This window comes from Bradyrhizobium sp. P5_C11_2 (assembly GCF_054049755.1).
In genome coordinates this window covers 1-11,340 of sequence record NZ_JBFULT010000219.1, presented here as the reverse complement: position 1 = coordinate 11,340, position 11,340 = coordinate 1, and the positions used below count along the sequence as shown (strand labels likewise).

The 11,340-nt window shown below is 64.7% G+C and carries 11 protein-coding genes; 4 read left to right on the top strand and 7 right to left on the bottom strand.

What is annotated here, in order from left to right:
• Nucleotides 1–84: 84 nt before the first annotated feature.
• Entirely contained in the window at nt 85–912 is an 828-nt protein-coding gene (locus ACXJL8_RS20670) for an amino acid kinase family protein (RefSeq protein WP_456620976.1), read from the bottom strand.
• Between the two features lie 13 nt (nt 913–925).
• Complete coding sequence (locus ACXJL8_RS20665) at nt 926–1,738, bottom strand: amino acid kinase family protein (RefSeq protein ID WP_456620977.1); 813 nt, start codon at nt 1,736–1,738, stop codon at nt 926–928.
• Nucleotides 1,739–1,874: 136 nt separating this feature from the next.
• Between ACXJL8_RS20665 and ACXJL8_RS20660 the strand changes: the two genes are divergently transcribed.
• Nucleotides 1,875–2,333 carry a YybH family protein gene (locus tag ACXJL8_RS20660; protein WP_456620978.1) on the top strand — a complete coding sequence of 153 codons (459 nt, stop codon included), beginning with the start codon at nt 1,875–1,877 and terminating at the stop codon, nt 2,331–2,333.
• A gap of 66 nt (nt 2,334–2,399) precedes the next feature.
• Here ACXJL8_RS20660 and ACXJL8_RS20655 read toward each other — a convergent pair whose 3' ends face one another.
• The 3 genes from ACXJL8_RS20655 to galE form a co-directional block, all read right to left on the bottom strand.
• The gene (locus ACXJL8_RS20655; protein ID WP_456620979.1) at nt 2,400–3,101 is read right to left on the bottom strand and encodes a fumarylacetoacetate hydrolase family protein; all 702 of its coding nucleotides are present in this window, start codon (nt 3,099–3,101) and stop codon (nt 2,400–2,402) included.
• Nucleotides 3,102–3,147: 46 nt separating this feature from the next.
• Nucleotides 3,148–4,956 (bottom strand): ABC transporter ATP-binding protein, encoded by a 1,809-nt coding sequence (locus ACXJL8_RS20650; RefSeq protein WP_456620980.1) that lies wholly within the window; start codon nt 4,954–4,956, stop codon nt 3,148–3,150.
• Nucleotides 4,957–5,075: 119 nt separating this feature from the next.
• Nucleotides 5,076–6,089, bottom strand: coding sequence for a UDP-glucose 4-epimerase GalE (galE, locus tag ACXJL8_RS20645; protein WP_456620981.1), 1,014 nt, complete (start codon nt 6,087–6,089; stop codon nt 5,076–5,078).
• Between the two features lie 126 nt (nt 6,090–6,215).
• Between galE and ACXJL8_RS20640 the strand changes: the two genes are divergently transcribed.
• Nucleotides 6,216–7,253: a glycosyltransferase family 4 protein gene (locus ACXJL8_RS20640; protein ID WP_456620982.1), complete on the top strand. Its 1,038-nt coding sequence runs from the start codon at nt 6,216–6,218 to the stop codon at nt 7,251–7,253.
• 236 nt (nt 7,254–7,489) lie between these two features.
• Here ACXJL8_RS20640 and ACXJL8_RS20635 read toward each other — a convergent pair whose 3' ends face one another.
• Nucleotides 7,490–7,888: a hypothetical protein gene (locus tag ACXJL8_RS20635; RefSeq protein WP_456685483.1), complete on the bottom strand. Its 399-nt coding sequence runs from the start codon at nt 7,886–7,888 to the stop codon at nt 7,490–7,492.
• Between the two features lie 344 nt (nt 7,889–8,232).
• Nucleotides 8,233–9,282, bottom strand: coding sequence for a lipopolysaccharide heptosyltransferase II (gene waaF / locus ACXJL8_RS20630; protein ID WP_456620984.1), 1,050 nt, complete (start codon nt 9,280–9,282; stop codon nt 8,233–8,235).
• A gap of 165 nt (nt 9,283–9,447) precedes the next feature.
• Between waaF and rfaD the strand changes: the two genes are divergently transcribed.
• Together rfaD and rfaE1 are read left to right on the top strand one after the other, a co-directional pair.
• Complete coding sequence (gene rfaD / locus ACXJL8_RS20625; RefSeq protein ID WP_456620985.1) at nt 9,448–10,428, top strand: ADP-glyceromanno-heptose 6-epimerase; 981 nt, start codon at nt 9,448–9,450, stop codon at nt 10,426–10,428.
• A 24-nt stretch (nt 10,429–10,452) separates the two neighbouring features.
• Nucleotides 10,453–11,340, top strand: an 888-nt coding sequence (gene rfaE1 / locus ACXJL8_RS20620) for a D-glycero-beta-D-manno-heptose-7-phosphate kinase (RefSeq protein WP_456685484.1), incomplete at its 3' end; no start/stop codon positions are given.

Genomic DNA, 11,340 nt, shown 5'->3' with positions numbered 1-11,340 from the left:
GTCCCGGATTGCGCTTCGCTCCATCCGGGCTACGGTGACTAAATGACAAAGCCCCGGAGCGTACTCCGGGGCCTTGTTTTTGCATCACGCAGGCTTGGCGCCGGTGTTGATGATCGACCCGACGTGCTGGCCGCGCAGCGCCGCCGTGAGCCGGCCGGGAACGAGGCCGTTCACGACCTGCACGCGCGCGATGTGCCGCGCGTTCGCCATGACATCGAGCAACGCCGGATCGAACGGCAGCGTGCCCTTCAGCTTCGCAAGCTCGGCAAAGCTGGTCTCTTTCAGCAGCTCCGCCTTCTTGCCATCGGCGCCATTGGGATCGTCGGAGTACACGCCGTCGACATCCTCCACGATCGTGAGCCCGGCGGCGCCGAGCGCGTCGGCGAGCAGGAAGGCGCCGGTGTCGGCCCGATGCAGCGGAATGCGCGAGGTCGGGAATTCATGGTGGTGGTAGGGCGGAAAGGCGCTGCCGACCACCGAACGCGCCGCGGTGAGGTGGATGGCGAGCTGGCTCGCGATGGTGGGATGCTCGATGTAGGAGACGCCCTCCGGCGCCAGCAGACTTGCAAGGATATGGCCGTTCTGGCCGGCCTCGCTTGCGGCGAGCGGCGCCAGCGAGCCGACCGGCAGTCCGAGATCGAGACCGACGCTGTAGAGATGGCGGGCGCGGATGCCGGCGCCGGTCAGGATGAGCAGGCGATGCTCTGATAGCAGCGAGCGCAGTTCGTCGACGAGCGGCAGGATCGCTTCATGGCCGCGATCCATGATGCGGCCGCCGATCTTGATGACCTGCAGCCAGGGCAAGAGCTTGATCGGGCGGTTGCCCGCGACGGGGCGGGTGAGATCGCTGTCGAGCAGGGTCTGGCGCGCCAGCGGCGAGGCGACGTGCTTGATCTGGTTGACATCAGTCATGACGGTGCTCTCTTCAGCTCGCGGTGATGATGGTGCCGACATGCTCGCCCGCCAGCGCGCGGGTAAGATTGCCGGGGACGAGGCCGTTGACGATCTGCACTTCACGGACATGGCGCGAGGCGTTGAGGAGATCGAGCACCGGGAATTCCAGGATGGAGTCCTGCAAGCCCTTGGCCTTCATCTCGGCCACGGAGATTTTCGGAATGAAGGTGGCGTTCTTCGACGTCTTCGGGTTCGCGGTGTAGAGGCCGTTCTCGTCCTTCACATAGATCATCGCCTTGCAGCCGAACTGCTCGGCCACGAGGAAGCATCCGGCATCGGTGCGGTAAGGCGGGATCACGCCTTCGGCCGCGGGCCGCATCCACAGGCTATAGGGCGGCATGCCGCTGAAGATGACGGCGTTCACCTCGGCGAGGAACAGGGGCACCGACGAGAGCCCGGCGCTGCTGACGGCGGAGATGCCGTGCTTGGCAAGCAGCTGCCCGAGCATCGCGGCGTTCTGGTCGGCGACGGACGCGCCGAGCTGCGACAGCACGCCGGCCGGCAGGCGAAGCCCGGCCGCGATCGAATACAGATGCCGCGCACGGGTGCCGGCGCCGGTTCCGATCAGGAGCTTGTGCGCCTTGCGGGCGGCAACGATCTCCTCGACGACCGGATAGACCGCGGCACGGCCGCGATCGATCATGCTCTGACCGCCGATCTTGATCACGGTGGCATCCGGCAGGATGCGGAAGTCCGCCGCTTTCTCCGCTGCGGCCACAAGCTGTGGGTCGGTGAGCGAGCGCTGCATCAGCAGCCCTTCGAGCTCGGTGGTCGTGGTCGACATCAGAGACACCTCTCGTTGTCAATGTAATCTCTACGGCGGACCAGCCCGGTCCTGACCATTGGCGCGAGTCTTGCTGGACAGTTCAGTCCATGGCAACAAGATTGCCGCGATTTAGTGGCCGATTATGGAGCAGGCAATGGCGCCCTTGCCGACAGCGAGCACCGGAATAGCGCAGTTCTTCCGCCAGTGGCTGGAAACCTTCGCGGGCTATGTGCGCGAGGTCGATTACGCCTCGGCGCGGCCGCTCTTTCACCCCGAGGTGCTCGCCTTCGGCACGCATAACGACGTCATCCCGGGCCTCGATCAATGGGTCTCGACGCAATGGGACAACGTCTGGCCGAAGACGACCGACTTCCGTTTTGTCCTCGAGCAGACCTCGATTCTGGCGTCCCCCGATGGTGCGATGGCGACCGTGATCGCGCCGTGGACGAGTACGGGTTTTCATCCCGACGGCAGCCCGTTTCCGCGTCCCGGCCGGGCCACCATGGTGTTTTCCAGGAATGGCGACGGTTGGCTATGCGTGCATTCCCACATGTCGCTCAATCGCGGTGTGCCGCAGATGAGCCACGCCAATCGGCCGGTGAAGGCCTGGTAGATACGATCCGAATCAAAAAGGCCCCGGACATGTCCGGGGCCTTTCGATTTCGAGATGTCGTGCAGCCTATTCCGGCTGGCCGATCGCAACCTTCAGCGTGCCGATGCCGTCGACGCCGCATTCGAGCTTGTCGCCGGGCTGGAGCTGCGACACGCCGGCCGGTGTGCCCGTCATGATGATGTCGCCGGCGGCGAGCTTCACCTGCTGCGAGAGCTGCCAAATGATCTCCGGCACGTTCCAAATCAACTCGGTGAGGTCGCCCTTCTGGGCTTCCTTGCCGTTGACGGTGAGCCAGATCTTGCCCTTCGAGGGATGGCCGATCTTCGCGGCGGGCTGCACCGCGGAGCAGGGCGCGGAATAGTCGAACGACTTGCCGATCTCCCACGGACGCTCCTTCTTGCGCGAGGCGATCTGGAGGTCACGGCGGGTGAGGTCGATGCCGACGGCATAGCCATAGACATGGTCGAGCGCCTTGTCGGCGGGAATGTTCAGGCCGCCGCTCTTCATCGCGACGATCAGCTCGACCTCGTGATGCAAATCCTTGGTCAGCGGCGGATAGGGAATGGTGGCGCCATCGGGCACCAGCATGTCGGCGTGCTTGGCGAAGAAGAACGGCGGCGCGCGCTCGTCATTGCCCATCTCGCGGATGTGCTCGAGATAGTTGCGGCCGACGCACCAGATGCGGCGCACCGGGTAACGGCCGGCCTCGCCGACGACGGGAAGCGATGGCTGCGATGGAAGCGGAATGACGTAGGAGGCGGCGTTCATGGAGCGGTCTCGCTGCTCTTGGGGTGATCTTGGGGTGAATGCGATGTTATGCGGTTGCGCTGATCGGCGCCAGCGCCAAGGCGCTTGCGTCGTGGTGTTGCAGACGGAAGAACGAGGCGTAACGGCCGGAGCGGCGCAACAGCTCGTCGTGCCGGCCCTGCTCGACGATCTCGCCGCCCTCGACCACCAGGATCGCGTCCGCGTGCATGATGGTGTGCAGCCGGTGCGCGATCACGATGGTGGTGCGGTTCTGGCAGAGATGCTCGATCGCCTCCTGCACCTGCTTCTCGGACTCGGAATCGAGCGCGGCGGTGGCCTCATCGAGCAGGATGATCGGCGCGTTCTTGATCAGCGCGCGCGCGACCGCGATGCGCTGGCGCTGGCCGCCCGACAGCTGCGTGCCGTGCTCGCCGACCGGGGTGTCGTAGCCGAGCGGGAAGCTCATGATGAAATCATGCGCGCAGGCCGCCTTGGCGGCATCGATGATCTGCTCTTCGGTCGCGCCCGGCTTGCCGAAGGCGATGTTGTTGCGGATGGTGTCGCGGAACAGATAGACGTCCTGGCCGACATAGGCGGTCTGTGCCCGCAGCGATTTGCGCGAGACCGAGCCGATCGACTGGCCGTCGATCACGATCGCTCCTTGCGTCACCTCGTAGAAGCGCAAGAGCAGCGATAGCACGGTCGACTTGCCGCCGCCGGAGGGGCCGACCAATGCGGTGACCTTGCCGGGTTCGGCAACGAAACTCATGCGGTTCAGGACGGTCTCGCCGGCACGATAGGAGAAGCTGACATCGCGCAGCTCGATCCGCGCATCGGACAGTTTTAGCGCCGGCTTGTCGTCGTCGGAATGCTCGCTCGCGGGGCTGTCGACCACTTCGAGCAGCATGCGGGCGCCGACGAGCTGGCTGTTGAGGTCGATATTGAGCCGCGCCAGCCGCTTGGCCGGCTCGGTCGCCATCAGGAACGCGGTCATGAAGGAGAAGAACGCCCCGGGCGTGGCGTTGAGCGCGACCACGCTGTAGCCGCCATAGAGCAGGCAGCCTGCGACCGCGAAGCCGCCGAGCATCTCCATCAGCGGGTTGGAGCGGTTGGCGACGCGGGCCATCTTGTTGGCGTTGCGCTCGACGATCGCGATGTTCTCGTCGATGCGCTTCTGCATGGTCTCTTCGAGCGTGAACGCCTTGACGGTGCGGATGCCTTGCAGCGACTCCTGCATGGTCTCCATGATGTCGGCGGTGCCGGTGAACTGGTTGAAGGCGAGACCCTTGATGCGCTTGACCAGCTTGCGCAGCACCAGCATCGCCGGCGGCACCACAACGAGGCCGATGAACGACATCACCGGGTCCTGCCACACCATCACGCCGATCATGGCGAGCAGCATCATGAGGTCGCGCCCGACGGCGTTGACCAGCATGTTGAGGACGTCGGTGATCGACTTGGCGCCGGCCGTCAGCCGCGCCAGGAATTCCGAGGAGTGCCGCTCGGAGAAGAAGCCGACGCTCTCGCGCATCAGCTTGGCGAAGAGCTGGCGCTGATTGGTGGCGAGAATGGCGTTGCTGATCTTGGTCAGGATCACCATGTGGCCGTAGGTCGCCACGCCCTTGATGAACAGCAGGATCACCGTGATGCCCGAAAACATCGCGATACCCGGGATGTTCTTGTCGACATAGGCCTGGTTGATGACCTGGCCGAGCACGTAGGTCGCGCCCGCGGTCGATCCGGCGGCAAGCGCCATCAGCGCGAAGGCGACGAGGTAGCGCCGCCAGTAGATCATCCCCTGTTCCGTGACCAGGCGGCGAATCAGGACCGCTGCCGCATAGGGATCGTCGGTGATTTTCTTTGGAAACTGGGCCATCCGTAGTCCATTGACGGCACAGGACAATAGCCTGCCCGCGCGTCAGGGATCGAAGGGCCTCTGTGCCCGCTAAAGCGGGGCTTTTCAAGCCCAATTAAGGGCTTGCGCAGGGGAGGATTCTAGGCCGAGGCGGCTTGGCGGAGCTCGCCATGGCGCTCGCGGAACAGCTTCTCCTCCCAGGCCAGCGCGTGGGCTGCGATGGTCTCGAGGTCGTCATATTGCGGCTTCCAGTCGAGCAGGGCGCGGATGCGGCTGGTGTCGGCGACCATGGTCATGATGTCGCCGGGCCGGCGCGGGGCGTATTGCACGGCAAAGCTGCGGCCCGAAACCCGCCGCACCGCGTCGATGGTCTCCAGCACCGAATAGCCGCGGCCATAGCCGCAATTGAGCGTTGTCGAGGCGCCGCCGTTGCGCAGGTAAGCCAGTGCCGAGCGATGGGCCTGCGAGAGGTCGGTGACGTGGATGAAATCGCGGATGCAGCTGCCGTCCTGGGTCGGATAGTCGGTGCCGAACACGTCGATCTTGGCGCGCTGGCCGGTGGCGGCTTCGACCGCGATCTTGAGCAGATGCGTGGCGCCGACGGTGGCAAGCCCGATGCGGGCCTGCGGATCGGCGCCGGCGACGTTGAAATAGCGCAAGGTCACATATTGCATGCCGTAGGCGGCGGCGACGTCGTGCAGCATGATCTCGGTCATCAGCTTCGACGAGCCGTAGGGCGACAGCGGCCGCGTCGGCGCGTGCTCGGGCACCGGCACCTGGTCCGGATTGCCGTAGACGGCGGCGGTCGAGGAGAAGATGAAGCGGTTGATGCCGCGCTTGACGGCGACGTTGAGCAGATTGCGGGCGGTCATGAAGTTGTTGCGGTAATAGCCGAGCGGATCGCGCATCGATTCCGGCACCACGACCGAGCCTGCGAAATGGATGATGCTCTCGATGTTGTGCTGGGCGATCACGCCCTCGAGCAGGTTCTCGTCGCCGGCATCGCCGATGAACAGCGGCACGCCTTCCGGCAGATAAGCGGAGAAACCGGTGGAGAGATCGTCGATCACGACGACGTCCTCGCCGGCTTCCGCCAGCGCCAGGACCGTGTGACTTCCGATATAGCCGGCGCCGCCGGTGACTAGCACAGTCATGGTCTCACCCGTCTTCGATCAACGCTCGATGCTAACGTTTGCGCGGTGAAGAGGGGGTTTCGGCGCGGCTGAACTGGCCACTATGCTTAATGTTGCGTATAGGGACCATTCGAAATGGAGCATGACGTGGCGAATTCCCCGGGCGATCTGCAAGTGATCGTGCCAAATCTGCACAGGCGCTATTCCGGGGTCACCGCGACCAACCGGATGGTGGCGCCGCGGCTGGCGAGGCTCTATCGCGCCGCATGGTTCGGCTCGGACGCGCCGGAGGGGATTGCGCGCCTGGGTGTAGCCGATTTCCTCAAGTTATGGCGCCGCAAGACGCCGCTGATCTGGCATGCACGGCGCAACAACGAGATGATTGCGGGTGTCGTGCTGCGCGCGCTCGGATGGCCGCTCAAGCTGGTCTTCACCTCGGCGGCGCAGCGGCATCACAGCTGGATCACGCGCTGGCTGATCCGGCAGATGGACGCAATCATCGCGACCTCCGACATCTCGGCGTCGTTCCTGAAGGTGAAGGCGACAGTGATTCCGCACGGTGTCGACACCGACGTTTATGCGCCACCGCAGGATCGCACTGCTGCCTTCGCGGAAGCCGCGCTGCCCGGCCGCTACGCGATCGGCTGCTTCGGCCGCGTGCGGGCGCAGAAGGGCACCGACGTCTTCGTCGATGCGATGTGCCGATTGCTGCCGCGCTATCCCGATTTCACCGCAATCATCGTCGGCCAGGTCACGCCCGAGCAAACTCCCTTTGCCAACGACCTGAAGAAACGGATCGAGGCCGCCGGCCTGCAACCGCGCATCGTCATCACCGGCGAGCTGCCGATCGAAGCGGTGCAGCGCTGGTATCAGCGGCTGACGATCTACGCCTTCACCTCGCGCAACGAAGGATTCGGCCTCACGCTGATCGAGGCGATGGCGGCCGGCAGCGCGCTGGTCGCCGCGCGCGCCGGTGCGGCCGAGCTCGTGGTCGAGGATGGTGTGACCGGCGTGCTGATCCCGACGGGTGACGCGGATGCTCTAGCCGCTGCGCTCGAGCCGCTGATGCAGGATATCGCTGCTGCAAGGGCGATGGGCGACCGGGGACGGGCGCGGGTGCTCGAAAAATTCAGCCTCGATGCCGAGGCGGCGCGGATCGGCGAGGTCTATCGGCCGCTGCTTTGAGCCGTGGTTTTTAGCGACCGCAAACAAAAAACGCGAAAACAACCCCATGCACAGTAGCCGGGGCCAACGGAATCAATGGCTTGGCGGTAGGCGCGAGTTGCTGCGGATTTTACGAAATCGATTTGACGCGTCGGGCAAAACAGTGGCATGATGTCATCATCGGCGCAGCCTCGACGGTCTCAGGTCGTGATGTCCGGATCATCCATCCAGATTCCTTGAAACCGTCGCGGTCGATTTCACATCGGGCAGCGCACATACGGCATTTGCACCGGCACCGGTGCCTTGGAGCTGAGTGTGATATTATTCTCTCCGGCGAACGTCAGGTCGAATGCCATGTCTGAAATCGAGACGCCGTCCGAGCACGACGCGACTATTCGCATATTCGGTCCGTCATCGTGCAACGATTTGACCGTGCATTTTTCAAATGTGCCGGTGATTTCCCTTCCCTGGACGATGAGGCCGCCCGCGTGGAGATCARCATCCTTCTTGAAGGCAATCCTGTTGTTCTCTTTGGTGAACATTTGGCCGCAGGCCGAGGCATCGATTGTCCAGGCTCCGTTCAAATCCGCGGCCTGTATCGAGGCCGATTGCGTCACGAGAAGCACCAACGTCACCCAAGGATTGAAGGTCCTCATGAAACTCTCCAACTAAATGGTCAATACCGCCAAATCAGCCTCTTCGACGTCGCTGGGTCGCAGCAAGGCGTCGCTCTTCGCATCGGTTTCGTGCAGCATTGGAGTGCGGCGAACTGGCGAACCTCTCGTTGATCTAAGTCAATGAGTTCTGCAGAACACGCGTCTKCTTGAAGCAGAGCGCAGCGTCGCGCGATGACGGGTGCGATCGGTCAGAACCGGAAGGGCCGCCAGAGATGTCCGGCGGCCTTGACGTGGTTTGCGGGGCGGCGCCCCGCTGGGGATCCCGGCTGTTGGATTCGCCGACGATTGCCCGATCAGAGCGCGCACTCATAGCGTCAATGAGTTCACGCTCCGAGCACCCGCTGCGCGATCGCCACGACCTCGGAGGCTGCGATATCCCGCATGCAGCGGTGGTCGTTCATCTTGCAGATCGTGCTCTGGCAGGGCTGGCAGGTGAGCACGCTCCTGTCCTGGACCACCGTCGCGGCGAGGCCGTTGAGGGGGGCCCAGAGATAGGGGCTGGTCGGGCCGAAGATGCCCATGGTGGGGGTGCCGAGTGCGGCTGCGATGTGCATCAGGCCGGAATCGTTCGAGATCGCGACGCCCGCCGCCGCCATGGCCATGACGCCGTTGCGCAGGTCGTTGCCGGTCAGGTCCCGCACGCCCGGGCCGCCCGCGGCGACGATTTCCTGGGCGAGGTCCTTTTCCCCGGGGCCGCCGACCACCCAGACCTCCAGCCCGCGCTCGGCCAGCAGCCGGGCGGCCTCCGGATAGTAGGTCCAGCGCTTTGAGACGCCGACCGAGCCGGGCGCGAGCGCCACCGCCGCTCCTGCGCTCACGCCATTGGCCTGCCGCCAGCGCACGATCTCCTCGGCCGGGACCCGCAATTGCGGCACGGGCCACTCCGGAGGCAGGGGGGCGCCATCGGGCTGGGCCAGCGCGGCGTTCTTGTCGATGAAGCGGGGCAGCTTTTTCTCGCCCCAGCGCCAGCGGTTGAGCAGGCCGAACCGGAACTCGCCGACGAAACCGACCCGCTCCGGGATGCCGGCCAGCGCCGGTGCAATGGCGGCCTTCCAGGTCCGGGGCAGCACCAGGGCGGTGCCATAGTTCCGCTGGCGCAGGAGCGTCGCCAGGCCGAACTGGCGGCCCACGGCAAGCCGGCTGCGCGGCAGGTCCCAGACGATCCCCTGGCGAACGCCGGGCATGTAATCCACCAGCGGCGCGCACAGCGACGTGGTCAAAAGATCGATCGGCCGGTTCGGCCAGCGCTCCTTCAGGACCCGGACCACGGTGTGATTCCGGACGAAATCGCCGATCCACATATAGGGAACGATCAGGATCGGGCTTGTGTCGCTCCGATCTGTATCTCCACTAAGTTGCGAATCTTGGTTCATTCGTTAAAAGGACCGAAGGGGGCTGATGTGGCGGTTCGGTTACCCGCTCCGGGCCGGCAGGTAAAGCCGGCTGAGGAGCGGTCCCAAAATGCTTACACTTTGGCAGATGATGCGCTACGGCAGGGGCAGGTGTCGGACCGCGAAAATTCGGGCAGGGATTTTGGAATGTTGCTGGTGACCGGCGGGGCCGGTTTTATCGGATCGAATGTCGTCGCCGCGCTGAACGAGGCCGGCCGCAGCGACGTCGTGGTGTGTGACCTGCTCGGCAGCGACGGAAAATGGCGCAATCTCGCCAAGCGGCAGCTTGTGGATATCGTTCCGCCGGCCGAACTGCTCGACTGGCTGAACGGCCGCAAGCTCGAGGCCGTGATCCATCTCGGGGCGATTTCCGAGACCACCGCGACCGACGGCGATCTCGTGATCGAAACCAATTTCCGCCTGTCGATGCGCCTCCTGGACTGGTGCACGGCCAATGCGGTGCCGTTGATCTACGCGTCCTCGGCGGCGACCTATGGCGACGGCGCGGAAGGCTTTGACGACGATGCCTCGTTGCCTGCGCTGAAGACGTTGCGGCCGATGAATCTCTACGGCTGGAGCAAGCATCTGTTCGATCTCGCGGTCGCCGAGCGCGTCGCGCGCGGCGACAAGCTGCCGCCGCAATGGGCAGGCCTGAAATTCTTCAACGTGTTCGGCCCCAACGAATACCACAAGGGCACGATGATGAGCGTGCTGGCGCGCCGCTTCGACGACGTCAAGGCGGGCCGCGCCGTGCAACTGTTCAAGTCGCATCGCGAGGGCGTCGCCGACGGCGATCAGCGCCGCGATTTCATCTATGTCGACGACGTCGTGCGCGTCGTCATGTGGCTGCTGGCGACGCCCTCGGTGTCCGGCCTGTTCAATGTCGGCACCGGCAAGGCGCGCAGCTTCAAGGACCTGATGCTCGCGGCTTACGCAGCACTCGGCAGCAGGCCCAACATCGAATACATCGACATGCCCGAGACGATCCGCGGCAGCTATCAATACTTCACCCAGAGCAAGGTCGATCGTCTCCACCGTGCCGGCTATAATGGCGGCTTCACGACGCTCGAGGATGCGGTGAAGGCCTATGTCGGGGATTATCTCGACCGGCCCGACCGCTTCCGCTGAGGTTTTTGGATCATGGCGACCCCCATTCTCGATTTCGATGCGCTCGCGCAAGACATCGCGCGCCGCACGCTGCTGTGCATCGGCGACATCATGCTGGACGAGTTCGTCTATGGCGAGGTGTCGCGGATCTCGCCGGAAGCGCCGGCGCCTGTCATCACCGCCCAACGCAGCGAGACCCATATCGGCGGTGCCGGCAACGTCGCGCGCAATGTCGCCTCCCTCGGCGCCCGCTGCATCTTCGTCGGTCTTGTCGGCGATGACGATGCGGGCAGGCGGCTCGCGGCCGCGCTTGCGGAGCAAGCCGGCATCGACAGCGTGCTGGTGTGTGATCCGTCGCGGCCGACCACGCGAAAAGTCCGTTTCGTCTCCGAGCATTTCTCCACCCACATGTTGCGCGCGGACTGGGAGCAGGCGGTGCCTGCCTCCGATGACGTCGAGACCAAGCTGATCGAGGCGATCCTGCCGCAGATCGCGCGCGCCGATATCGTGCTGCTGTCCGACTACGCCAAGGGCGTGCTGACCGCGCGCGTGATCCGCCACACCATCGACGCCGCGCGAAAGCTCGGCAAGCCCGTGATCGTCGATCCCAAGAGCCTCAACTGGGCGATCTATCGCGGTGCCACGCTGCTCACGCCCAACCGCAAGGAATTTTCGGAAGCCACCCGCAGCCGCGCCGACACCACGCAAAGCATCGTCGATGCCACCGAGGACGTGATGCGGCTCGCCGATTGCGAGGCGATCCTGGTGACCCAAGGCGAGCACGGCATGACGCTGGTGCCGCGCAATGGCGATGCCGTCCATGTTCCAGCTTTCCCCGTGAAAGTGCGCGACGTCTCCGGCGCCGGCGATACCGTCGCCGCAGCGCTTTCGGTGTCGCTCGCGGCGGGCGCGGATTGGGATACGGCCCTGCGC